27 protein-coding genes and 1 riboswitch are annotated in these 24,059 nt (G+C 56.4%); of the genes, 14 read left to right on the plus strand and 13 right to left on the minus strand.

The annotated features are described in order from the left end of the window. Positions 1–43 precede the first annotated feature (43 nt). From ACR0EO_RS12960 to ACR0EO_RS12985, 6 genes are all read right to left on the minus strand, one after another. Positions 44–1,243, minus strand: a complete 1,200-nt coding sequence (locus ACR0EO_RS12960; RefSeq protein WP_480690533.1) for a TCR/Tet family MFS transporter — start codon at positions 1,241–1,243, stop codon at positions 44–46. Positions 1,244–1,315: 72 nt separating this feature from the next. Beyond that, positions 1,316–2,044, minus strand: coding sequence for an alpha/beta fold hydrolase (locus tag ACR0EO_RS12965; protein ID WP_480690535.1), 729 nt, complete (start codon positions 2,042–2,044; stop codon positions 1,316–1,318). A gap of 12 nt (positions 2,045–2,056) precedes the next feature. Continuing rightward, entirely contained in the window at positions 2,057–2,845 is a 789-nt protein-coding gene (gene pcaD / locus ACR0EO_RS12970) for a 3-oxoadipate enol-lactonase (protein ID WP_480690537.1), read from the minus strand. Between the two features lie 59 nt (positions 2,846–2,904). After that, positions 2,905–3,879, minus strand: a complete 975-nt coding sequence (locus ACR0EO_RS12975) for a threonine ammonia-lyase (RefSeq protein ID WP_480690539.1) — start codon at positions 3,877–3,879, stop codon at positions 2,905–2,907. Then, positions 3,876–4,703 (minus strand): alpha/beta fold hydrolase, encoded by an 828-nt coding sequence (locus ACR0EO_RS12980; protein WP_480690541.1) that lies wholly within the window; start codon positions 4,701–4,703, stop codon positions 3,876–3,878. The genes ACR0EO_RS12975 and ACR0EO_RS12980 overlap by 4 nt, the downstream gene beginning before the upstream one ends. Beyond that, a complete protein-coding gene (locus ACR0EO_RS12985; protein ID WP_480690543.1) occupies positions 4,703–5,389 on the minus strand; it encodes a haloacid dehalogenase type II in 687 nt (228 codons plus the stop codon). The genes ACR0EO_RS12980 and ACR0EO_RS12985 overlap by 1 nt, the downstream gene beginning before the upstream one ends. 127 nt (positions 5,390–5,516) lie before the next feature. Here ACR0EO_RS12985 and ACR0EO_RS12990 point away from each other — a divergent pair, with 127 nt between their 5' ends. Further along, entirely contained in the window at positions 5,517–5,945 is a 429-nt protein-coding gene (locus ACR0EO_RS12990) for an FKBP-type peptidyl-prolyl cis-trans isomerase (RefSeq protein WP_480690545.1), read from the plus strand. A gap of 23 nt (positions 5,946–5,968) precedes the next feature. Here the strand turns inward: ACR0EO_RS12990 and ACR0EO_RS12995 are convergent, their stop codons facing one another. The 4 genes from ACR0EO_RS12995 to fabA are packed head-to-tail and all read right to left on the minus strand — an operon-like array spanning position 5,969 to position 8,781. After that, complete coding sequence (locus ACR0EO_RS12995; protein WP_480690546.1) at positions 5,969–6,154, minus strand: hypothetical protein; 186 nt, start codon at positions 6,152–6,154, stop codon at positions 5,969–5,971. Positions 6,155–6,213: 59 nt separating this feature from the next. Beyond that, a complete protein-coding gene (locus tag ACR0EO_RS13000; RefSeq protein ID WP_480690548.1) occupies positions 6,214–7,005 on the minus strand; it encodes an enoyl-ACP reductase FabI in 792 nt (263 codons plus the stop codon). Positions 7,006–7,010: 5 nt separating this feature from the next. Further along, entirely contained in the window at positions 7,011–8,240 is a 1,230-nt protein-coding gene (gene fabB / locus ACR0EO_RS13005) for a beta-ketoacyl-ACP synthase I (RefSeq protein WP_480690550.1), read from the minus strand. Positions 8,241–8,271: 31 nt separating this feature from the next. Next, the gene (gene fabA / locus ACR0EO_RS13010) at positions 8,272–8,781 is read right to left on the minus strand and encodes a bifunctional 3-hydroxydecanoyl-ACP dehydratase/trans-2-decenoyl-ACP isomerase (RefSeq protein ID WP_170326986.1); all 510 of its coding nucleotides are present in this window, start codon (positions 8,779–8,781) and stop codon (positions 8,272–8,274) included. Between the two features lie 188 nt (positions 8,782–8,969). On the opposite strand from fabA, the gene irrA reads away from it, so the two are divergent. Continuing rightward, positions 8,970–9,386 (plus strand): iron response transcriptional regulator IrrA, encoded by a 417-nt coding sequence (irrA, locus tag ACR0EO_RS13015; protein WP_480690552.1) that lies wholly within the window; start codon positions 8,970–8,972, stop codon positions 9,384–9,386. A gap of 2 nt (positions 9,387–9,388) precedes the next feature. On the opposite strand, the gene ACR0EO_RS13020 is transcribed toward irrA, so the two are convergent. Further along, positions 9,389–10,279 carry a LysR family transcriptional regulator gene (locus tag ACR0EO_RS13020; RefSeq protein WP_480690554.1) on the minus strand — a complete coding sequence of 297 codons (891 nt, stop codon included), beginning with the start codon at positions 10,277–10,279 and terminating at the stop codon, positions 9,389–9,391. Positions 10,280–10,365: 86 nt separating this feature from the next. Here ACR0EO_RS13020 and ACR0EO_RS13025 point away from each other — a divergent pair, with 86 nt between their 5' ends. Then, complete coding sequence (locus tag ACR0EO_RS13025) at positions 10,366–11,163, plus strand: phytanoyl-CoA dioxygenase family protein (RefSeq protein WP_480690556.1); 798 nt, start codon at positions 10,366–10,368, stop codon at positions 11,161–11,163. Positions 11,164–11,181: 18 nt separating this feature from the next. Here the strand turns inward: ACR0EO_RS13025 and ACR0EO_RS13030 are convergent, their stop codons facing one another. Beyond that, a complete protein-coding gene (locus ACR0EO_RS13030) occupies positions 11,182–12,045 on the minus strand; it encodes a glycosyltransferase family protein (protein WP_480690558.1) in 864 nt (287 codons plus the stop codon). A gap of 120 nt (positions 12,046–12,165) precedes the next feature. On the opposite strand from ACR0EO_RS13030, the gene miaB reads away from it, so the two are divergent. From miaB to cmk, 10 genes are all read left to right on the plus strand, one after another. Then, entirely contained in the window at positions 12,166–13,485 is a 1,320-nt protein-coding gene (gene miaB, locus ACR0EO_RS13035) for a tRNA (N6-isopentenyl adenosine(37)-C2)-methylthiotransferase MiaB (RefSeq protein WP_480690560.1), read from the plus strand. 181 nt (positions 13,486–13,666) lie between these two features. Next, a complete protein-coding gene (locus ACR0EO_RS13040; RefSeq protein WP_480690562.1) occupies positions 13,667–14,431 on the plus strand; it encodes an outer membrane protein in 765 nt (254 codons plus the stop codon). Positions 14,432–14,588: 157 nt separating this feature from the next. Continuing rightward, the gene (locus ACR0EO_RS13045) at positions 14,589–15,611 is read left to right on the plus strand and encodes a PhoH family protein (protein WP_480690564.1); all 1,023 of its coding nucleotides are present in this window, start codon (positions 14,589–14,591) and stop codon (positions 15,609–15,611) included. 33 nt (positions 15,612–15,644) lie between these two features. After that, positions 15,645–16,139: an rRNA maturation RNase YbeY gene (ybeY, locus tag ACR0EO_RS13050; protein WP_480690565.1), complete on the plus strand. Its 495-nt coding sequence runs from the start codon at positions 15,645–15,647 to the stop codon at positions 16,137–16,139. Positions 16,140–16,175: 36 nt separating this feature from the next. Next, positions 16,176–17,063 (plus strand): hemolysin family protein, encoded by an 888-nt coding sequence (locus ACR0EO_RS13055; RefSeq protein WP_480690567.1) that lies wholly within the window; start codon positions 16,176–16,178, stop codon positions 17,061–17,063. After that, positions 17,060–18,556, plus strand: a complete 1,497-nt coding sequence (gene lnt / locus ACR0EO_RS13060; protein ID WP_480690569.1) for an apolipoprotein N-acyltransferase — start codon at positions 17,060–17,062, stop codon at positions 18,554–18,556. Before ACR0EO_RS13055 ends, lnt begins: the two co-directional genes overlap by 4 nt. A 42-nt stretch (positions 18,557–18,598) precedes the next feature. Then, a riboswitch (SAM-SAH riboswitch) is annotated at positions 18,599–18,647 on the plus strand. A gap of 5 nt (positions 18,648–18,652) precedes the next feature. Beyond that, entirely contained in the window at positions 18,653–19,834 is a 1,182-nt protein-coding gene (gene metK, locus ACR0EO_RS13065; RefSeq protein ID WP_480690571.1) for a methionine adenosyltransferase, read from the plus strand. A 92-nt stretch (positions 19,835–19,926) separates the two neighbouring features. Continuing rightward, positions 19,927–20,637 (plus strand): tRNA (guanine(46)-N(7))-methyltransferase TrmB, encoded by a 711-nt coding sequence (gene trmB, locus ACR0EO_RS13070; protein ID WP_480690573.1) that lies wholly within the window; start codon positions 19,927–19,929, stop codon positions 20,635–20,637. A 67-nt stretch (positions 20,638–20,704) separates the two neighbouring features. After that, entirely contained in the window at positions 20,705–22,051 is a 1,347-nt protein-coding gene (aroA, locus tag ACR0EO_RS13075) for a 3-phosphoshikimate 1-carboxyvinyltransferase (RefSeq protein ID WP_480690575.1), read from the plus strand. Beyond that, on the plus strand, positions 22,048–22,665 hold the full coding sequence (cmk, locus tag ACR0EO_RS13080) for a (d)CMP kinase (RefSeq protein WP_480690577.1): 618 nt from the start codon (positions 22,048–22,050) through the stop codon (positions 22,663–22,665). Before aroA ends, cmk begins: the two co-directional genes overlap by 4 nt. Positions 22,666–22,683: 18 nt before the next feature. Here the strand turns inward: cmk and ACR0EO_RS13085 are convergent, their stop codons facing one another. Then, complete coding sequence (locus tag ACR0EO_RS13085; protein ID WP_480690579.1) at positions 22,684–23,163, minus strand: YHS domain-containing (seleno)protein; 480 nt, start codon at positions 23,161–23,163, stop codon at positions 22,684–22,686. A 218-nt stretch (positions 23,164–23,381) separates the two neighbouring features. Here ACR0EO_RS13085 and ACR0EO_RS13090 point away from each other — a divergent pair, with 218 nt between their 5' ends. Next, positions 23,382–23,906, plus strand: coding sequence for a hypothetical protein (locus ACR0EO_RS13090; protein ID WP_480690581.1), 525 nt, complete (start codon positions 23,382–23,384; stop codon positions 23,904–23,906). The last annotated feature ends 153 nt before the right edge of the window (positions 23,907–24,059 follow it).

The raw sequence follows: 24,059 nt of genomic DNA on the forward strand, positions 1-24,059 counted from the left end.
AGATGCTCTCTGCAAGACGGAAACCGTCATCAGGTGGTCGCTCTTACGCTACGAGAGGGCGTGATCGTAAAAACAGTGCGAATCCAATGAACATTAAGAGCATTGCCAATAGGAATGGCGCGCCCGGCAGGTAGAGCGCTGCATCGGCCTGGGCAAATTTTGCGAATACGCTGGTCATAACCAAAGGCGAAATCGCCATTGAAAGCGCATGAAGTGAAGTAAGCACGCCCTGCAGTTCCCCCTGCTGCGAATCCGGCGTAGCACGGGAGGTCAGGGCCTGTAGAGCTGGAGTAACAACCGCGCCAATCGCCGTGATAGGGATCAGCATCAATGCAATGAAGCCGTTGGTCAGAAAGGCAAGCAGCAAGAAGCTGACAATTTCAAACACCATGCCGCAGATTATTGTCACCCGTTCGCCCAGATGCCGGGTTGCCGGGCGGATCAGGCCGCCCTGAACGGCGGCCATACCAATCCCGTAGACACCCAAGGACAGTCCGATCATTTGCGGTGACCAGCCGAAACGCTCGGTCGTGAAATAGGCCCAAATCGCGGGGTAGACATAAATTGATACGGAGTAGAGGAAGTAGACCCACAGCAATGGACGTATTCCGGGCAATGAAGCAATCGCGCGCAGAGAATTCACCGGGTTGGCCCGCCTAAGGTTAAACGCGCGGCGCGTCTGATCAGTAACCGTTTCCGGCATCACCAGAAGGCCAACCAAGAAGGTTAGGGAGGAAAGAGCCGCAGCTGCCCAAAAAGGCGCGCGTGTTCCGTATTCGGCCAGCAACCCTCCGATCACCGGACCCAGTACGAACCCAACCCCAAAGGCGGCACCCAGCAGTCCAAAATTTGCAGCTTTTTCATGTGGTTTTGATACGTCTGCCATAAAGGCTGCGGCCGTTGCGTGTGTCGCTGCCGTAATGCCGCCAACTATGCGCCCGACCAGCAGTAACCAGATACTGCCTGCAAGAGCCATTACGACGTAGTCCAGAGACATAATGAAAAGTGAAACCAACAGAACGACGCGGCGGCCATAGGCGTCAGACAAGTTTCCTAAAATCGGGCCGAACACAAATTGCATTGCTGCAAAGGCCGTGCTGAGTACGCCGCCCCAGATTGCTGCGTCTGCCAGTGTGCCGCCCTGAACCTCGACAATCAGATCCGGCATGATCGGTAACACCAGACCGATGCCCATGGCATCGATCATGACTGTGCCAAGAAGGAAGAGAAAAGGCAGTCGCATGACAATCGTTCGTGTAATTTTTTGTTGGACCCTATCACGACCGATTGACGGGTGAAGGAGCGTTTTCTGCCGTTACTCTGATATCGATGATAGCTGCCGGGACAGGTCGTCCAGGATTTGGGCCAGATGCTTGGGTTGCGCGAAGAACGGAGAGTGCGAACTATCGATTGTTCGCCGTAACTTTTCGGGCGCTATGTGGCTCATCTGTTCTTCGTATTCCGTCGGGATCGTATGGTCCTCTGTTGCTCGGATATAGGCCTTAGGCACACGTGCGAAGTTTTCGGACAATTGCAGGGGGGTGTCCTGCGGGGCGATCGCCTGTGGACACAAACGCGCCAATGCATATGGCACGGTTTTCGGCGGGCAGTCGTGGTAGAAAAGGTCGTGAACCTTGTTAGGCCGGACCGTGTAGGAAAGCCCATCAGTGGACTTGTCGACTGCATCCACAATGAGCTGGCGCGGGCTCCGCTTTCTCATTTCAATCATGGAAAGCCCGTCCTGAGGAACATAGGCGCAGAGATAGATGAGCGCGCGCATCGCGTCCGGGGCAGCTTCGGCGGCTGCACTGATGGGATATCCGCCCCACGAATGGCCCACAATAATGGTCTTCGGCGTTGAGGCCGCCAAAACCGCGTCGCGACAACCGTCGAGGGTAACATCGGCGATCGGAGTGGGGTCAGAACCGTGGCTGGGCATGTCTACGGCACGTGCCGTGTGTCCTAATGACACAATGGCAGGGATAAGATCACGCCAGCACCACGCGCCATGACAGGATCCATGGACCAACAGAAAATCTGCCATAACCGTGCTCCCTCAAATATGTCCGATATCGGTCAGGAAATTGCGCAGCAGGGCTGCGTATTCCGCCGGTTGCTCAACGCAGGGTAGATGCCCAACCTTGCGCATCAGTTCGAATTTAGAACCCGGGATCAACTCGATCGTTTCACGCACCAGGTCGGGAGGAGTCGAGCCATCTTCGCTGCCGGCAATGCCCAGAGTGGGCAGGCGCAGGCCGCTGGTGGGCGTGTAGAAATCCGTACCCGATATCGCAGCACAACACCCAAGGTATCCATCCACTGGCTGCCGCACCATCATGTTGCGCCAAAGCAGGTGATCCGGTGATGCCCGGAAGCTTTTGGAGAACCATCGCTCCATTGTCGCATCTGCCAGGGCTTCGATTCCACCCTTTCGCACTGCATCCATCCGGTCCTGCCAGATCGATGGGATACCGATCTTGGCGGCGGTGTTCGACAATACTAGCGCCCGTACCTGATCCATGCGCTTCACCGCCAAACCCTGGCCGATCAGCCCGCCAATGGATAGGCCGACAAAGACGCAATCCCTTACGTTGAGATGATCAAGCAGAGCCTCAGCATCCCGAACCAGTGCCCCCATGGAATAGGGGGCCGGAGGCTCGGATGAGAGTCCGTGACCGCGTTTGTCATATCGAATGATCCGAAGACCTTTGGGCAGATGCGGCAACATCGCGTCCCAAAGACGTAAATCAGTGCCCAGTGAGTTGGCAAAGACAATCGGCGCCCCATCAGGATCGCCATCGACCCGATAGTGCAGCTGCACTTCGCCCATATCTGCGATTTGCATGACTCAATCCCCTGTCGTCATACGTTAGTATATTAGAATGCCCTAACTGTTAGTTGATGTCAGGTCAGGAAATCCAGTGCTTTTCCAAACACTTCTGGGTCCGTGTTGCCGCCCGACGCCACGACGATCACCGTATCACCTTCGATTTCGTCACGGCGAAACAGGGCCGAAGCAAGAGACACCGCGCCGCCGGGCTCCAATGCGATTTTAAGGCGCAGGAACGCCTGTGCCATTGCGCGCATCGCCTCTTCTTCGGTGACCGACAACCCCGGCCCACACAGTCGTTTCAGAATTGGAAAGGTAATCTGACCTGGCTGCGGTGTCAGGATCGCGTCGCAGATATTGCCCGAAGTTGCCTTGTTGCTCTGAACCTGACCGGAGGCCAGCGAACGTTTGACGTCGTCAAAACCCTCGGGCTCACATGTGCGCGCACGCAGGCCGGGCGCATGGGCCTCCAGCGCCAGAGCGATGCCTGAGGTCAGTCCACCGCCACCGCAACAAACCAGCACGTCGGCCTTTTCCACGCCCATGGCGGCCGCTTGCCGCGCAATCTCTAGCCCCGTGGTGCCCTGACCGGCAATCACTTGTGGCTCATCATAGGGGCGGATCAGGGTCAGGCCACGTTCAGCGGCCAGAGCCTCGCCAATTTCTTCGCGGCTTTCATTGGCACGGTCGTACAGAACCACTTCACCGCCAAGCGCACGGGTGTTGTTGATCTTAAGCTGCGGTGCATCAGAAGGCATGATGATCACCGAAGAAACCCCGTGTTGCGCGGCGGCGTATGCGACGCCTTGCGCATGATTGCCAGAGGAATAGGCGATCACACCGCGCTGTCTGTCATCCTCGGGTAGCGCTGAGATCGCGGACCATGCGCCGCGGAATTTGAAGCTGCCTGTATGTTGCAGGCATTCAGGTTTCACCAGCACTCTACGCCCTGCCAGTTCGTTCAAAAACGGTGAGGTCAGAAGGGGAGTCTCCCGAACGTGGCCCTTTAGCCGCCCGGCGGCGGCCTCGATCATTTCCAGCGTGCTCATACGGCGTCCAATACCTTGCGAATAAGGTCCAGAGACTGTGGTTCGTCCAGGAACGGAACATGTCCGCGATCTGGAACCTCTACAGACATAAGACCAGGGTGGCGTTTATGCATTTCGATCAGCGTTTCTTTGCCGAGAACATCGGAGTTCTCACCGCGAATGACACCTGTTGGGATGTTGCGCAATGCTTCGAAGAACATCCACATATCCGGGATCGCCCCAGCAGCCGCCTGATCCAGCAGAGCTTTGCGCAGGGCAGGGTCGTAACGCAGCTCTAAGCCATCTTCCGTCTGTTCGTACTGAACCTCGGCTTGTTCGCGCCATCGGCTCAGCGGGACGCCGGGAAATTGAGGTTCCATCACCTGTTTGAGCGTTTGCGCGGCTTCATCGTAGTTTGTGGCTACGGGTTTGCGTCCAACATAATCCATAATCTTGGCGATGCCTGACGTTTCGATTACCGGACCCACGTCGTTCAAAACAACGGCAGACAAGCGTTCTGGATGGCTGGCTGCCAAGGCCATCGCAATCAGCCCACCGCGCGATGTGCCCACAACTGCGACGCGATCCAGTTTCAAGTGATCCAGTAACTCGATCGCGTCGTGGGATTCGCGCAGAACGTTGTAGTTCATGTAATCCGGGTCAAATTCGGATTGCCCGCGCCCACGGTAATCCATCGTGATCAGGCGCAAGCCGTCCGCGTGCGGGGCAAAGAAAAAGAAATCCCGGCTGTTTCTGGTTAACCCGGCCAAGCATAAAACTGGAAGCCCCGATCCGATGTCGTTGTAGTACAGACGCCTGTCATCGGAGGTTGTGAAAAATGCCATTAAAGTCCAGCCAGTTGAGGGATGTTGGTCAGGTCGGACAGTACATGTGCTGGCGTCCATGGCAAGCGGTCCATTGGCTCGTTTGCCCGGTTGACCCAAGCAGTCACAAAACCATAGCCACTGGCACCTGCAGCATCCCAGCCATTGGAGCTGACGAACAAGACTTCATCACGGTTTCCGCCAAACCGCTGCTGCACCAGATCATAGACGCTGTAGTGGGGTTTGAAGATGCCAACAGTTTCTACCGTTAGTACATCGTCCAAAACGTCACCGATTCCTGCGGATTTCACCGCACCATCCAGCATGGGCAAAGACCCATTGGACAGAATCGCAGTGTTCAATCCTCCCGCTTTCAAATCCGCCAGCATCTGCGGCACTTCGGGATAGGCCTGCAACTCCCAATAAAGATCTAGCAAGCGCTGGCGTAGGGTTGGGTCGCCCTCTAACCCCGTGGCTTCAAGCGCCCAATCCAAGCCGTCCTGCGTAACATCCCAAAAATCTGTGTGGGCGTCTGTGATCGCGCGGAGCCATGTGTACTGCAGTTGTTTCAAGCGCCAGTGGTTAGCCAGCTCAGGCCATTTCTGTTGCAGTTTATCGAAACCGGGTTCAGCGGCTGCCTGGCGGGCGGCGGCGGCAACATCGAACAAAGTGCCGTAGGCGTCGAAGACGCATGTGGTGATTGGCATCAAATCCCCTCCCTCTGTCGCGCGCAGGTTGGCATAAGAGTTCCGAGTTCAAAAGAGGGAAGGGTTTACAATGCCGTGTCACACCCTAGGCTTGGCCGCTTAAACCCCTAACGGCCGGAGGCCACCTATGACCGAGATCAAACAAGGCGACACGGTTCGCATCCACTACAAAGGGACACTGTTGGACGGCAACGTGTTCGATAGTTCCGAGGGGCGCGAGCCGCTGGAATTTGTGGTTGGATCTGGCCAGATCATTCCCGGTCTGGATACGGCAATGCCGGGCCTGAGCGTGGGTGAGAAAAAGCGCGTCGAGATCGCCTGTGTGGATGCCTATGGTCCTATAAACCCAGAGGCGCGCCAGCAGATCCCGCGCGAAGGTATTCCCGATGACATTCCGCTGGATCCCGGCACTCAGTTGCAGATGCAAACGCCCGATGGTCAGGCGCTGCCAGTGACCGTGGTGGATTCCGACGATGCGACTGTTACCCTGGACGCCAACCATCCGCTGGCTGGTCAGGACCTGATTTTTGATATTGAGGTCGTGTCAATCAACTGACCGGCATTGGTCAGTGCTTTGGATCAGCCTGAAATCAGGCTGGTCCAGGATGTGAAGGCTGCGCGTACATCTGCCTGTGTCAACAACACAAACAACATTAACAGCATGGTCAGTGCTAGCAACGCGATCCGGCCGCGCTGCCCTAGAAAGCCTTGTTTGCGGCGAGAAATCCGCGAACTGTGTGCGATAATTTGGTCTGCTTTGCTCATGTCGATATCCCTGCCTGTGAAAGATGGTTAAATCTTGGCATGGGAAGGGAAAGATAGAGTCACATGTGGTCAGGCTGCGGCATACCCAGAACGTGGAAGCCTCCGTCCACCCGAATGACCTCACCCGAGGTGCAGGCACCAGCGTCCGAAGTCAGATACACAGCGGTGCCTCCGACTGCTTCCAGCGTCGCATTCGAGCGCATCGGCGCGTTTTGATCGCAGAACTTGTATGTCTTGCGCGCACCGCCAATCGCAGCACCGGCCAACGTTTTCATTGGACCAGGTGAGATAGCGTTCACTCGAATACCTTCGGGGCCAAGATCATTGGCCAGGTAACGTGTCGCTGATTCCAGTGCAGCTTTTGCGACACCCATGACGTTGTAGTTCGGCACAACACGGTTCGAGCCCTGATAGGTCAGCGTCAACAGCGTACCGCCATTGTCTTTCATCAGAGGATAGGCGCGACGCGCGACCTCGATAAAGGAATAGGCCGATACGTCCATCGAGTGTTTGAAGTTCGCTCGGGTGGTGTTCAGGAAACGGCCGGTCAATTCAGACTTGTCCGAATATGCGATCGCGTGAACCACGAAATCAATCGTTGGCCAACGTGCGCCCAGCTCGCCAAATGCACGATCCAGCGACGCGTCATCGGTCACGTCTGCGTCGACCATGAAGTCACTGCCGAGGCTTTGCGCCAGCGGTTCCAGCCGTTTGCCGAACGCTTCACCCTGATAGGTGAATGCCAGTTCTGCGCCAGCCTCGTGCATGGCTTTGGCAATGCCCCACGCAATCGAGCGGTCATTGGCCACGCCCATGATCAGGCCGCGTTTGCCCTTGAGAAGATCCGACATCATTTTCACCCGTTATACTTTGACAGAACCATGGAACCGTTTGTGCCGCCAAAGCCGAAGCTGTTGGTCATGACGCTGTCCAAGCCTGCGTTTTCAACTACTTGAGTAGCAATTTCACCGGGCAGGATGCCTTCGGCAAGTGTGTCGACGTTGATCGACGGAGTAATAAAGTCATTGTCCAGCATCAGCAGGCAGAAGATTGCCTCTAGTGCACCCGCCGCGCCCTGAGCGTGACCTGTCATAGACTTGGTCGAGGAAATCGGAGGTACATTGCCTTCGCCAAAGATACGGCGAACAGCTTCAACCTCACCCACATCGCCGACAGGGGTCGAGGTGCCATGGGCATTGATGTAGCCAACCTTGCGGCCTTCGGGCACAGTCGACAGGGCCAGACGCATCGCGCGCTCGCCGCCTTCACCCGAGGGGGCTACCATGTCATGACCATCCGAGGTGGCCGCATATCCAGTCACTTCAGCATAAATCTTGGCGCCGCGGGCCAGAGCGTGGTCGAGATCCTCAAGCACCACGATTCCACCGCCGCCCGAGATGACGAACCCGTCGCGATCTTGGTCGAATGCACGCGATGCTTTGTCGGGCGTGTCGTTGTATTTCGACGACATTGCACCCATCGCGTCGAACAGGCAGGACAGGGTCCAATCCAGTTCTTCGCCACCACCAGCAAACATCACGTCCTGCTTGCCCAGCATGATCTGTTCGGCCGCATTCCCGATGCAATGCAGCGAGGTCGAGCAAGCCGAAGTGATCGAATAGTTGATGCCCTTGATCTTAAACGCGGTCGCAAGGTTGGCCGAAATTGTCGAGCACATGCACTTTGGCACGGCGAACGGGCCGATACGCTTGGTCGCGCCGGTTTTTAGAACGGTTTGGTGTGCGGTCAGCATTGCGCTGGTTGATGGTCCACCTGATCCAGCAACCAGACCGGTGCGCGGGTTGACAACCTGATCTTCGGTCAAACCAGAATCGGCAATAGCCTGGTTCATTGCGATATGAGCATAGGCAGCACCAGGGCCCATGAATCGCAGGGTCCGCTTGTCCACATGCTCGGATACGTCAATCTTCAGCGATCCGGCGATCTGGCTGCGAAAGCCATGCTCAACCATCTGTTCATTGGCCTCGATGCCGGACTTGCCAGCCTTGAGTGACGCCAGAACCTCTTCGGCATTGTTCCCGATGGAGGAGACAATCCCCAAACCGGTGACAACTACTCGACGCATATGCGTGCTCCTTATTTCGGGCCTGTCAGGCTTAGGCTTCGGACAGAACGACTTTCATGTCTTTGACATCGTAAATCATTTCACCGTCCGCTTCGACGATACCATCCGCCACACCCATGGTCAGACGGCGCGTTTGGATCGCCTTTTTGAAATCAATTTTGTAAGTCAGCATTTTGCGGTCAGGCCGTACCATTCCGGTCAGCTTGACCTCACCAACGCCTACGGCCATGCCGCGCCCTTGCCAGCCGCGCCAACCAAGGTTGAAACCGGTCAGCTGCCACAGGCCGTCCAGACCCAGACATCCGGGCATGATTGGATTGCCGGGGAAGTGGCAGTCAAAGAACCAAAGGTCAGGCGTGATGTCGAACTCGGCCAGAACGTGGCCTTTTCCATGCGCGCCGCCATCGGCCGAGATATCGGTGATCCGATCCATCATCAGCATCGGCGGGGCAGGCAACTGCGCATTGCCGGGGCCGAATAATTCGCCTCGGGCGCATTTCAGCAGATCGTCCTTGTCAAAGCTGCTCGGGAATTGGGCCATTCTGCCGCCTCTCCTGCCAGGGGTCCGTTTATGTTATCTGGCCTCGTCTAGCACCCGTATGCAAGGTCCTGCAAGAGCGGTGACCCACATCCTGTTGTGATCAGATCATTCTTTGCGAATGAATTTCATTTGAAATTACCAGACCACAGCACTTATATATAGGTCAGCAACAGATAGGTATCGGACTGATGACACCTGAAAGCCAGAGCATCGCCACGAATTGGTTGGTTCACGCCGGATTGCGTCCGACGCGGCAGCGCGTGACGCTGGCTGAGTTATTGGTGGGTGACGGACGGCATCGCCATGTTACGGCGGAAAGCCTGTTCGAAGCGGCCAAGAAGAACGGCGATACAGTGTCATTGGCCACAGTATACAACACTCTGCGCGCTTTCTGTGATGCCGGGGTGCTGCAGGAAATCACTGTGGACGGCTCCAAAAGCTACTTTGATACCAATACACATGATCATCCCCACTTTTTCTGGGAGGATGAAGGCCGCCTAAGCGATGCTCCGTCCGAAGAGTTGGTGATTCAGCGACTTCCCGAAGCCCCGGAGGGGGTTGAAATCGCATCGGTTGATGTCGTTATCCGCCTGCGAAAAAAATAACCTTACGTCAGTAATTGAACAAGAACCTGCTCGGCTTTTGCAATTTGCGAGTCGGCAGGGCCAGTGCCATGGCGTGCAAGGACTACGGGTTCCGCTGCAAACGAATCTGAAACGGGCAGGCTGATCAACGGCATTCCATCGTAGCTGAATTCTGCCGGTGGATTGGCATAGCTGATCGCGACACCTTCGTTGTGCGCGGCCAAGCTGCGCTGGATCTCAAGCGAAGCGGCCCGATGGGCTACCGTTGGGCTGTGTCCGATGTGTCGAAATAAATTCAGCACATGTTGCGCCGACAGGCCTTCGTCCGACAGGATAAGAGGGTGGTGGGCAAGGTCCTCAAGGTAAATCTGATCGTGTTTGGCCAAGGGATGATCCGGTGACATCAGGGCATTTGGCGTACTGGTAAAGAGAGTATGCCGAGCGAACGATGCATCCATACTCAGGCCATAGGTCACGGCAAGGTCAATTCGCCCGTCGATCAGGCCCGAGATCATGCCCTGAAAATCGTCCACTCGGTACGATATCACCACATCAGGCATTTCATTGTGTAGCTGCCGCAAAGCCCTTGCCAAAAGAAACGGGGCGAGATCCACAAAGCACCCCAACCGCAAACGCGCTTTTCCAGCACCTGGCTCAGCCGCGTTTTCCAGTTTTGCCGCGCTGGCCAGTAACGCCTCAGCTTCCTCGATAAAGCTGCGACCCTGGGGTGTAAGTGCCATTGCGGCACCACGTTTTCGGGCAAACAACGGGTAGCCCAACTGTTCCTCTACCCGAGTCAGAGCATTCGACAGCGCCGGTTGCGAGACATTCAGATTTTGTGCCGCGCCGGACAGGCTGCCGTGACGCCCGATGGCGCAGACGTATTCATACTGGCGTAGGGAAATATATAACATGAAGTTAAGTGTACATTTGAAAGATATGATTTGAACAGATGGTAGAGTCATGCGCAGGGTATCGCACCACTGGCACGGAGACAGAAATGACGCACCCTCTGGTTACTCAAGAGATGATCGAAACCTATCAAAAGGACGGCGTTGTCCTGATCAAAGGGCTGTTTGCCGATCATGTAGACACATTGCGCGAAGGCGTTGCCGCAAACATGGCCGAACCGGGCCCTTACGCGTCGGAAAACAAGAAACAGGGCGAAACGGGCCTGTTTTTTGACGATTACTGTAATTGGTCACGGATTGATCAGTTTCGAGATGTGATTGAAAACTCGCCAGCTGCTGAGGTTGCGGCTGACCTGATGCAATCTCAAACTGTTCAGATGTTCCACGATCACGTGCTGGTCAAAGAACCCGGAACATCGATGGCCACCCCGTGGCACCAAGACGGGCCGTATTACTTCGTCGAGGGGCAGCAAACGATCAGCTTTTGGTCGCCGCTAGATCCCGTAAAGCAGGCAACTCTGCGGTGCGTGGCTGGTTCCCATCGCTGGGAAAAAGAGGTTTTGCCAACTCGTTGGGTTTCTGAGGAAGGGTTTTTCCCGGATGAAGGCCAGTACATCCCTGTTCCTGATCCAGACGTCGAAGGTATGAAAGTCGTTGAATTTGAAATGGAACCGGGTGACGCGGTGGCTTTCAATTATCGCACTTTACACGGGGCGCGCGGTAACCAATCTGACAGCCGTCGCCGCGCGTTTTCGCTGCGCCTGGTTGGCGATGATGCGCGATATGTGGAACGCCCGGGGCGAACGTCTCCACCGTTTCCCGGCCATGACATGACCCCTGGCCAGCGTTTGCGCGAAGATTGGTTCCCAATGCTTTTGCAGCGTTAGAGACGAGCGAGGATCGGGTCAGAACCACTGGCCCGATTCGATCAGTCCCAAGTCCAGCAGTTGGCTGGACGTCCACTGAAACGAGACCGAGTCGCGCCACCTAAACGTCGGAATGTCAAAGGTGGAACCGGCATTGCTTTTTAATGCCTTGGCGGCTCGGAATGAGCATATGGCAGCAGTCATGTTGTGGTGCCACGGGCAGGCAAAGGTGTTGTATTCCGGCTCGTTGAACGTGTGGTCAGTCAGGAGTTTCAGATCTTTGCGCGCCTTGAAAAGGGCGATGCGGTCAATGCGACGACGCTCGTAGGGAATGTGATCTTCGAACCTCCAACGCAGGCCGCCAGACATATCTAGTTGGCGTTCGACGGGGAGGCCGTCGGCGTCGTGGCGCGTGTGGGCGTAATACCCCGAGCGGTCCAGCATTGCCTGATCCGGCGCAACGCCATTGGGGAAGGCGGTCAGGTCGTTAGCATATAGATCGACCACATGGCAGAGCATTGAATCGCGACGCTCTTCGCTGTGAAACGCAAGCAGTTCGCCGACCGTCCGGGTCTCGCAAAACGGAAAGAACAAATACTCTGAGTTGTAGCAGCAATACATCCATTGGCCCTGCGCGGCCTGAATGACCCTGTTGACCGCATCAAAAACAACAGTTCTTGGAGCGCAGCTCAGGGTGACCCGATGTATGCGCTCTGAAAGCGCGGGGTCTAGATGATAGTCCTCGGGCATAAACGCGATCAGCGCTTTGAAGCCCAGCTTGAGGTGGTGCCGGATGGTGCTGTCAACCTCGACAGTGTCCTCGGCAAAGACCAACGCGACAGGGCCTTTGGCCAGCGCTGATTTGCCTGAGTTCAGGAAAACATCGAGTGAGTCGTATTGCATTGCCTGTCCGGTTCCACTTTGCTGGAATCTTCGGCCAAAATCGGGTATCCGCCTCGGCATTGCAAGCGGCGTTCGTAGGGTATAGATGACGCCGATCCCGCGAACGCAAAGGCCATACCCATGTCAGAACCCAAAAAGCTGTACATCAAAACCTATGGTTGCCAGATGAACGTCTATGACAGCGAACGCATGTCCGAGACGCTGGGAGGGCAGGGTTACGTCGAAACGCAAAGCCCCGACGACGCGGACATGATTCTGCTGAACACCTGCCACATCCGGGAAAAGGCGGCTGAAAAGGTCTATTCCGAGCTTGGCCGATTCAAGGGTTTGAAAGCCGAAAAGCCCGACCTAAAAATTGGCGTGGCGGGATGTGTCGCGCAGGCCGAGGGCGAAGAGATTATGCGCCGTCAGCCACTTGTCGATCTGGTTGTGGGTCCGCAAAGCTATCACCGCCTGCCCGAGATGGAGGCGAAGACGCGCACTGGCGCCAAGGCGCTGGACACGGACTTCCCCGAAGAAGACAAATTCGAGAAACTGAAAAACCGCCCCAAGGCTAAGCGTGGCCCGACAGCGTTTCTGACTGTGCAGGAAGGTTGCGACAAGTTCTGCGCCTTCTGCGTGGTGCCCTATACACGCGGTGCCGAAGTTAGCCGTCCGGCGGACCGTATCATTCGTGAGGCCCAGGACTTGGTCGAGCGCGGCGTGCGCGAGATCACACTGTTGGGGCAGAACGTTAACGCTTACCACGGCGCAGGCGCGAATGGTGACATGACTCTGGCCGGCCTTATCTGGGAGCTAAACAAGGTCGACGGGCTGGAGCGGATACGCTTTACCACTTCGCACCCCAACGACATGGCGGATGACCTGATCGAAGCGCATGGCACGTGTGAAAAGCTGATGCCATACCTGCACCTCCCGGTGCAGTCCGGATCGGATAGAATCCTTAAGCGGATGAACCGCAGCCATACTGCCGAAAGCTACCTTCGTCTGATCGAGCGTATTCGAGCGGCACGTCCGGATATCGTAATGTCGGGTGACTTTATTGTCGGCTTCCCTGAAGAGACCGAAGAGGATTTTCAGGCGACGTTGGATTTGGTTGAGCAGGTTAAATACGGCTACGCGTATTCCTTTAAGTACTCGACGCGCCCGGGCACGCCCGCGGCCGAGCGGCCTCAGGTCGATCCAGACGCGGCGGATGACCGCTTGCAGCGCTTGCAGACTTTGATCACCCGGCATCAGCGTGAGATTCAGGATGCAATGGTTGGCCGCATTGTCAGCGTGCTCTTTGAAAAATCGGGCCGACTTCCGGGGCAGATGGTTGGGAAATCGGAGTATCTACACTCTGTCCACGTGTCGGATGCCGATGTCGAGGTTGGTGAATTGCGGAACGTTAAGATCACCGCATCAGGGGCGAATTCCTTGGCGGGGGCATTGGTCTGAGCGGATCATAGGGTGCTGTTAGAAAGCCATAGTTGACGCGTGGTTTCAAATTTAACCCTTGATTTACGACCTGAAATTATGTTCCGAGAAGGGCCAGATTTTTGGAGGCAGGGTTTCTGTATTCCCGCAATTCCAAAATTTTGCCGACCCAGTGTATGGGCTGGGGCGATGGAGGTTACGAGTGGAAATCCTGAAGCTTCTTTTTGGGTCGAATGGCCGATTGGTCTTTTCAACGCTGCTGGCGTGTTCTTTGATTTCCAGTCCCACGGTTGCGGGGAACCTTGAGCAAGTGGTCTCGGACCCTCCGGTATCCAGCCCCAAACGCATTGGCAGCGATGTGAGTGCATTTTATCTTGGCATATCTGGTGGTTACGCGACCGGCGGCACCGATAGATTTGGGCTGAGAACCCCCGCTGGGGTATTCGAAGTCGGGGAATTGGACCTTAAAGGTAGCTACGGTGGTATCCGCGGTGGCTGGCGGGGAGTTTTGCCTGCCAAAGGTGGGCGTGATTACGTCTACGGGTTTGAGTTGGGTTATGATTTCGGATCATTGGAAGACGATGCGTCGACCTTGATTGGTACCTCGACCGTCAACGGCTCGTCAGAAATTTCGGATATGTTTTCCATTCGTTTCAAAAACGGGTTGAGCAACAAAAGCGGTTCTGTTTTGTATTTCATCACCGCCGGCTATGTGCAGGGTGATATCAAAACGACCAGCAGCATCGCGTCAGGATCTGCAGTGCAGGCGTTCGAAGAAAGTGACAGCCGGTCCGGTTTTTCTGCGAGCATCGGCGCTGAGCACCGATTGAACGACGATTGGTCGATCACGGGTGAGATCGAATACGTCCAATTCGATTCGGAAGACATTGTTTTCAGCAACGGTTTCTCCACGAAATCCACGCCGCGGTATCGTGGTCTGAGATTCGGGCTGAACTACACGTTCTAACGCGAAAGCCATTGCACTCTTTTACAGGGCGATGAGCGGTATTTTTCCTCTTGTTCGGCGGTTTTGTCATTCGCTGCGGAAAAAATGAAACTGTGGCTTGCGCCCACCAAGAATTGTTGTCTACGCTCAGGGTGAAACGCCAAGACAGGAGAACGTATTGGCCATCGGTGCCCTTACCCCACCGCAAGATGAAACGCCCCAACGCGAGGCGTTTGTTGAATTCCCCGACAACCGGCTATTGATCGATCTATGCGGCGAGTACGACCGCAACCTGACCGAAATCGAACAGAAGTTGTCCGTGCAGATTGTACGCCGCGGCAACCAGCTTGTCGTGATGGGGGATGAGGATTCCCAAAAGCAGGCCATGGAAGTTCTCCAGGCCTTGTATACTCGTCTGGAAGGCGGCCGAGAGGTCGAGGCCGCGGATGTAGATCGCGAACTGCGGATGGGCGGTTCGGAAACAGGAACCGGCAGTCGCGACGGTGATCAGCTGGAAATGTTCAAAGGCGGGACAGTCGAAATCAAGACCCGCAAAAAGCTGGTTGAGCCGCGCACGGACGCGCAAAAAGCGTACGTGCAATCGTTGTTCAACAACGAACTGGCCTTTGGAATCGGCCCCGCAGGGACCGGTAAGACCTATCTGGCTGTGGCCGTTGGTGTGTCGATGTTTATCGGTGGACATGTGGACAGGATTATCCTCAGCCGACCTGCAGTCGAGGCTGGCGAAAAGCTGGGCTATCTACCCGGCGACATGAAGGACAAAGTCGATCCTTACATGCAGCCGCTCTATGACGCGCTGAATGATTTTCTTCCTGGCAAACAGCTAGCCAAGCTGATCGAGGAAAAACGAATCGAAATCGCGCCTCTGGCCTTCATGCGAGGTCGAACACTGGCCAATGCATTTGTTGTGTTGGATGAGGCGCAGAACGCGACGACCATGCAGATGAAGATGTTCCTGACCCGTCTCGGCGAAGGCAGTCGCATGGTGATTACGGGCGACAGGTCGCAGGTCGATCTGCCTCGTGGTGTTCAGTCGGGGCTCGCAGATGCTGAGCGGTTGCTGAAGACAATCCCGAACATCAGCTTCAACTACTTCACTTCGAAAGACGTGGTGCGCCACCCGCTTGTCGCCGCCATCATCGAAGCGTATGAGGCCGACTCTGGCCGTGAGACGGGGTAACTTCCTGAGGCCGAGGGCTTTGGGCGTTGTGATATGAACCTTGAACTGACAATTGAAGAACCACGTTGGCAGGGGCTTATCCCATTGGCAACGCGGGCAATCCAGGCGGTTCTGGATCATTGCGGCTTGGATTCGGATCTCTGCGAGATCAGCTTATTGGCTTGTAACGACGCGCGCATTGCCGAGCTAAACGCAGAGTTTCGGGAAAAGCCCACGCCAACAAATGTTCTCAGTTGGCCCGCCGAAGATTTAGCCGCCGAAGTCGAAGGGCACGCACCAACGCCTCCTGAGCCAGATTTCACCGGCGAGATCGCGTTGGGTGATATTGCGATTTCCTATGACACCTGTGCGCGCGAGGCGGACGAGGCGGGGAAATCCATTGAAGATCACGTGACGCATCTGATCATTCACGGAACGTTACATTTGCTTGGATACGATCACATTCGCGACCCCGACGCCAATTTGATGGAAGCGGTAGAGGTCGATATACTTGGCAAACTGGGTATTGATGACCCATATAATGTGTAAAATGGGCCTTTGTGGCTGAATACTTGGAATAGGAATATGGGCGATACAGACGGCAGTTCTATGGCGGCGCAAGGCGCGCAACCCAAGAACAGCGGTGAAAATGTCAAAGAGAAAGCCGGATTGCTTTCTCGAATTGTGGACGCGTTCTCAACACCGAGCGACGAACAGGTAGATACGGCCAACGGGCACGAAGCGGATAAATCCCAGCCCCGTGGAATGATCAACCTGCGGCGGATGAGGGTGGAAGACGTCGCAATTCCCACGGCTGAGATTATCTCGGTCCCATCAACCATAACCAAAGATGAATTGGCTCAGGTTTTTCGTGACAGCGGGTTGTCGCGGATTCCTGTCTACGAGGGGACGCTCGATACACCTTTAGGGTTTGTGCACCTCAAGGACTTTGCGCTGACCCATGGGTTCAATGGGACGTCCAAGGAATTTGATCTGGTCTCCATGCTGCGCACGTTACTATTCGTGCCGCCTTCGATGCCGATTGGTGTGCTGTTGACCAAGATGCAAACCGAACGTCGCCATATGGCACTGGTGATTGACGAATATGGCGGTGTTGACGGTTTGTTGACAATCGAGGACCTGATTGAACAAGTCGTCGGTGAAATTGCGGATGAGCATGACGCCGATGAAGACCAGCTTTGGGTGCAGGAAAAACCGGGTTGTTATATCGTCCAAGCCCGTGTCCCGCTTGAAGAGTTCGAGGCCGAGATCGGCCGTTCACTAACCAGTCATGAGGACGTGGACGAAGAAGAAATCGATACGCTGGGTGGTTTGGTCTTTATGCTGTCCGGGCGCGTGCCTGCGCGGGGTGAGGTCGTATTGCACCCCGAAGGTCCTGAGTTCGAGGTGATCGATGCCGACCCGCGCCGCATAAAACGACTGCGGGTCATGTTGCCGGATCTCGTTGTATGAACCCTGCACATAGCTGGCCGTTTTGGTTGAGGCTTTTACTGGCGGCTCTTTCGGGCAGTTTTGCCGCCTTTGGCCTTGCACCTTTTGGCGTTTGGGCGGCAACGCTTTTGGGACTGGTGTTGCTGGCGCCGCTATATCTGTCGACTGAGACACGCGGGCGTGCGGCCTGGGTGGGTTGGGCGTTTGCGACAGGATACTTTGCGCACGGGCTCAGCTGGATCATCGAACCGTTTCTCGTTGATGCGGACCGTCACGCATGGATGGCACCGTTTGCCCTGATCTTTATGGCAGGCGGCTTGGCATTGTTCTGGGCGTTGGCGTTTTGGGCAGTCCGGCGACCGGATGCTGACGCAGTGAAGCAGGCAGTGATCCTAGCCGTAGCTGTATCACTTGCCGAGTTTGCCCGAGGCTATGTTCTGACGGGCTTTCCGTGGGCAGGTTTGGCGCAGGTATGGGTGGATACGCCAGTCGCGCAATTGTTGGCTTTGTTTGGCCCCTATGGATTGGGGGCATTGACGCTGTTGGCCACATGGCCTCTGGGTGCGGCGCTCACGCAGCGTAGAGGTTTCGCTTTGCCGGTCGGCTTGTCAGTTGGCGCTGTTTGCCTGTCGCTGGGCTATAGCGCAATGCGTCCTGAAATTACCGAAACAGAGCATGTTGTACGGTTGATTCAGCCTAATGCACCGCAGCACCAGAAATGGGATCCTGCCTATCGTGACATGTTCTTTGCCCGACAGATCGAACTTACCGCGGCGCAACCACGCCCGGACTTGATTGTTTGGCCCGAAACGTCAGTGCCGGCATGGCTTGGCAGCGCGCAGCCGTATCTGGACTTGGTCGTAGATGCCGCGCAGGGCACCCCTGTATTCTTGGGCATTCAGCGCGGCGATGGACCGCGCATCTACAATTCGATGATCTATTTGGACGAAGACGGTCAGCAGCAGGGCCTGTATGACAAGCATCACCTCGCGCCCTTTGGAGAGTATGTGCCATTTGGTGAGCTAATGGCCAAGTTTGGCATTTATGGCATGGCAGCCACCACTGGGCACGGCTTCAGCTCTGGCCCAGGCGCGGCGCTGATGGATGCCGGCAAACTTGGAAAAGCCCTTCCTTTGATCTGCTATGAGGCTGTGTTTACACAGGATGTTCTGTCCGCGCCGGATCGAGCAGATTTTTTGCTGCAAATCACGAACGATGCCTGGTTCGGCACCCGATCTGGACCTTACCAACATCTGGCCCAAGCTCAGATGCGAGCGATTGAGCAAGGGCTTCCGATGATGCGGTCCGCCAATACCGGTGTTTCCGCCATGGTTGATCCATTGGGGCGTATTACAGAAGCTCTTGCGCTCGGGCAGGCCGGTTTTATTGACGCAACGCTTCCCGCTCCGCTTTCACCGACCTTGTATTCCCGAATGGGTGATTTGCCGGTTTTCGCTGTTTTGCTGATTCTGTTCGGGCTGCTTTGGCGCAACGCCCGGCGGGGAAACGAATAATTACCAATTGACCCTATGTAGCTGTGGGCGTATCCCCTCGGATGCCTGTCACAACGGCTTCCTGGCGTGGTGGGGAAATCTTAATGGAGCACATTCATGTCCCGACAGAACTACACTTTCACTTCGGAATCGGTTTCCGAAGGGCACCCGGATAAGGTCTGTGACCGGATTTCGGATGCTGTACTCGACGCATTTCTGAATGAAGAACCCGAAGCGCGCGTGGCGTGCGAAACCTTTGCAACGACCGACCGGGTCGTCATTGGTGGTGAAGTAGGTCTGTCTGATCAGGAAAAGCTGCACGATTATATGGGCCGCATTGATGAGATCGCGCGCGCCTGCATCAAGGATATCGGTTACGAACAGGACAAGTTCCACCACGAGACCGTCGAAGTGACGAACCTGCTGCACGAGCAATCTGCGCATATTGCTCAGGGCGTGGATGCCTCGGGTGACAAAGATGAAGGTGCTGGCGACCAAGGCATCATGTTCGGTTACGCGACGACTGAGACCCCGGCACTGATGCCAGCACCGATCCAGTATTCGCACGCGATTCTGCGCCGCTTGGCCGAAGTGCGTAAGAACGGTACTGAACCCGCATTGGGCCCGGACGCGAAATCGCAGCTGTCGGTTGTGTATCGTGATGGCAAGCCGGTCGGCGTGAGCTCGATCGTGCTGTCGACTCAGCATTTGGACGAAGCGCTGAGCTCGGATGACATCCGCGCCATCGTCGAGCCCTACATTCGCGATACGCTGCCCGAAGGCTGGCTGTCTGCTGAGACCGAGTGGCACGTGAACCCGACAGGTAAGTTCGTGATCGGCGGCCCGGACGGGGACGCAGGTCTGACCGGCCGTAAGATCATCGTCGACACTTATGGCGGTGCAGCACCGCACGGTGGTGGCGCTTTCTCTGGCAAGGATCCGACCAAAGTGGACCGCTCGGCGGCTTATGCCGCGCGTTACCTGGCCAAGAACGTGGTTGCCGCGGGCATGGCAGAACGCTGCACAATCCAGCTGAGCTATGCGATTGGTGTTTCCAAGCCGTTGTCGATTTATGCTGACACACACGGAACCGGCCAGATTGCCGATGCGGCGATTGAGAAAGCCGTCGGTGAAGTGATGGACCTCACACCGCGTGGAATTCGTGAGCACCTGCAATTGAATAAGCCGATTTACCAGCGCACCGCGGCCTACGGTCACTTTGGCCGTCAGCCGGATGCAGATGGCGGCTTTAGCTGGGAGCGCACTGACCTGACCGATGCGCTGAAAGCGGCGGTCTGATCCCAAATCACGCAAAGCGCGCCGTTTCAGGCGCGCTTTTCGATTCAGCGCCGGGGTTGCAACGATCCGACCTGCGCAGTATGGGCACGGCCATGAGCACCCAGACACCACAACGCCCCCGCAGAAATTTCTATGGTCGCTTCAAGGGCAAGACCCTGAAGCAGAGCCAAAAGACGTATCTGAACGAAGACCTCGACGCCCTGTCGCCCGGGGCCGTCGATTGGGAGAGCAATCCTGAACGCCATCCGTTGGACCTTAAAGAGCTCTTCGGCGGCAAGGATGTTTGGCTTGAGGTCGGTTTCGGTGGTGGTGAGCACTTGGTGCATCAGGCTGCCAGCAACCCGGATATCGGCATTATCGGCGCCGAGCCGTACATCAACGGTGTTGCTATGCTGTTGGGTAAGATCCGCAAAGCTGGAGTCGAAAATCTGGCTGTGCACCCAGGTGATGCTCGCGATCTGTTTGATGTTTTGCCCGAGGCCAGCATCTCGCGCGCGTTCCTGTTGTATCCTGATCCCTGGCCAAAAACGCGGCACCACCGCCGCCGTTTTGTGACACAAGAGCACTTGGAGCCGTTGGCACGTGCCTTGAAGCCTGGGTCGATTTTCCGGGTAGCTACCGACATTCCCGACTATGTCCGCCAAACGCTGGAAGAGGTTCCGCGAGCAGGATTCGAATGGTTGGCCGAGGGGCCTTCCGATTGGCGCGAGCCGTGGGATGACTGGATTTCCACTCGCTATGAACAAAAGGCTCTGCGCGAGGGACGGACACCGCATTACCTGACCTTCCGACGCAAAGACTGATTGTTGCTGGACCAACCGGCCCCAATTCGCTAATCGGCCTAGGACTGATAGCGCAAAAGGAGCCCCCATGTCCGGACACGGCACGCCCATCCCGATGACCTCGCATCCCTGTGGCCCGTTGACCGGCACGGCAGAGGTGCCCGGCGACAAGTCTATCTCGCACCGGTCGCTGATCCTTGGCGCGATGGCGGTGGGTGAAACCAAGATCTCGGGTCTGCTTGAGGGCGAGGATGTTTTGGACACCGCCAAGGCCATGCGTGCCTTTGGGGCCGAAGTAACGGATCATGGCAACGGTGAGTGGACCGTGCACGGTGTGGGCGTTGGTGGATTTGCCGAACCTGACCAAGTGATCGATTGCGGTAACTCGGGCACGGGCGTGCGGCTGATCATGGGCGCAATGGCAACTTGCCCAATCACCGCGACCTTCACCGGGGACGCAAGTCTAAACAAGCGCCCCATGGCGCGCGTGACCGATCCGTTGGAGTTGTTTGGCACACAATCGGTCGGCCGTTCGGGCGGTCGCTTGCCTATGGCCATCGTAGGTGCGGCAGAGCCTGTACCGGTCCGTTACGAAGTTCCTGTTCCTTCGGCACAGGTTAAATCGGCCGTTTTGCTGGCTGGTCTGAACGCGCCGGGCAAGACAGTGGTGATCGAGAAAGAAGCGACCCGCGATCATTCCGAACGGATGTTGGCCGGTTTTGGTGCCGAAATAACGGTCGAAGACACAGAAGAGGGGCGGGTCATAACGCTGACAGGCCGTCCTGAGCTGAAACCGCAGGTAATCGCAGTGCCGCGCGATCCGTCCAGCGCTGCATTTCCGGTCTGTGCAGCACTGATTACTCCCGGTTCGGATGTTCTGGTGCCCGGTATCGGATTGAACCCGACCCGTGCAGGCCTGTTTACCACGCTGCGCGAAATGGGCGCTGACCTGACGTATGAAAATGAACGCGAAGAGGGTGGTGAACCCGTTGCGGATCTGCGTGCCAAGTACTCGCCCAACATGAAGGGTATCAACGTGCCGCCCGAGCGTGCGGCTTCGATGATCGACGAATACCCAGTCTTGTCCGTGGTTGCGGCCAATGCCACCGGCACGACTATGATGGGTGGTGTAAAAGAACTGCGCGTCAAAGAAAGCGACCGGATCGACGCTATGGCCCGCGGGTTGCGCGCGAATGGCGTAACTGTGGATGAGGGCGAAGAATGGTGGTCGGTTGAAGGCCTCGGTATCGGCAATGTCCCTGGTGGTGGCACCTGCGAGAGCTTTTTGGACCACCGTATCGCTATGTCTTTCATGGTGATGGGCATGGGGGCGAAGGCCCCGGTTTCAGTCGATGACGGCGGACCAATTGCGACGTCATTTCCAATCTTCGAACCATTGATGGCGTCGTTGGGTGCAAAGGTGGAACGCACATGAGTTTCACGGTCGCGATCGACGGTCCCGCTGCGGCGGGAAAGGGCACGATCTCAAAAGGCGTTGCAGCGCATTTCGGTTTCGCGCATCTGGACACAGGCCTTTTGTATCGGGCCGTCGGTCGGCGAACGCTGGAAGGCATGGAGCCCGTAGCCGCAGCAGAAGCGTTGACCGCCGAAGAGCTTGAGCAGGGCGATCTGCGCACGGCTGAAATCGCTCAGGCCGCGTCTAAAGTTGCAGTGATCCCCGAAGTTCGGTCTGCCTTGGTGGATTTCCAACGCGCTTTTGCGCGCCGTACCGGAGGGTCAGTACTGGACGGTCGTGACATCGGAACGGTGATTTGTCCTGAAGCCGAGGTGAAGCTCTTTGTCACCGCCAGCGCTGAGGTCCGGGCTGAGCGGCGCTTTCTCGAGCTCAGTGCCAAAGGGTCGGACGTTACTCGGGGACAGGTTTTGGCGGATGTGCGCGAACGCGACGCGCGGGATGCTGAGCGTAGTACCGCGCCGATGAAACCTGCCGACGACGCAATTCTGTTGGACACATCCGATCTGACTATCGAAGACGCACTGGCAAAGGCCGTTGCCTTCATAGACCAGAAAAGACCCGCGACACCCTAGCGCCGCGGGTCTTTGATCTTACAGCTCGCCCACGGCAATGCTTTTGATCGTGCCCCACTGATCGTCCGCAGTTTTGGCCGTTGCTGCCACGTCCTTGAGGAAAGCCGCGCGCGTTTCGGCATTCAGGAACAAATACAACTTGCCATCTGAGATCAGATACTGATCAGGGTCACCGTCGAATTTTTTGCCGACGGAAACGCCAAACGAGCAGAACCCGCCGTGCTGAGGCAGAAAGGCGGCTGGATTGGCCTCAAACGCTTCGCGGTTTGCTGCGCTGATAAAGTAGTAAGATGCTCCATCATAAGTGGCGGAGTGTGTTGCAAAGCCCTCAACCGGGTTGCCATCATTGACCAGGGCGACCAGATCAACGCCATGCGCCGCCAGCGGGGCACCAGCAGCCGAAATGCCATTCGAAACATTGATCTCATCCGCTGCAAACGCAGGTGCTGCAACGAGGGGCAAGGTGGCGATGAATGCTGTCAGAACCAGAGACTTCATATCTATTTCCTTTCCTGTTCAGGTTCGGATCGGCCGGTTGGCCAACCGCTGAAACATAGTTAGGCGGCGGGTTTTGAACGGGCTATCGCAGCAAGAACGCCAAACCTTGCAGATCGTTCAAATTGATTGTCGTGCGAGATATGCTCTTCACTAAGCTTTGTTTGGTCAGGCTGTCGGGGGGCACCTATGGTTGGTGAATACTCTGCAGGAGAAATGCGATGATCCGACTAGCCCTAATTCTGATGTTCCTCGCCGGAAGCCTTGCGGCTCAACAGACCCCAGAGGTCGAGCCGCCGATGGACTATGAACGGCTGGGCAAGATTATCTTTGCGCTCGACCCCAATGCACAGCCGCACGGACCGGGGTTTCAGCTAACAGTGTCAGAGGTTCCGGTTCTGATTGTCACCGACGTTAATGCCGACCGGATGCGCGCCATGGTTCCCATTCGCAGTGCCGAAGGTCTGACCACCGAAGAGATGCGCCGCATGATGCAAGCCAACTTCGACAGCACGCTGGATGCACGATACGCGATTGCCAATGGCACCTTGTGGGCCGCGTTTATCCACCCCTTGTCTCTATTGGAGAAGGATCAGTTTATTTCTGGACTGGCCCAGACCGTTAACATCACCAAGACTTATGGCACCCTGTATTCCGGTGGCGCAGCGGAATATGGGGGCGGCGACAGCACCGATCTGCAGCGTGAATTGATCGAGGAGCTTCTGAAGAAAGGCGAAGAAATCTAATTCGTGTCAGGTGCTTGCGCCAATCCCAGATACCACTGAGTGGCTCAGCATCATTGATGTGCCGGGCGATGCGCGGCACGGGGGTTCGAACGCCCTGCGAACTATGGGTTGCAAGGTCTCAAGCTCTGTTCGCGTCAGTTTAAGGCCTATCGG

Source organism: Ruegeria sp. BE9 (assembly GCF_056538765.1).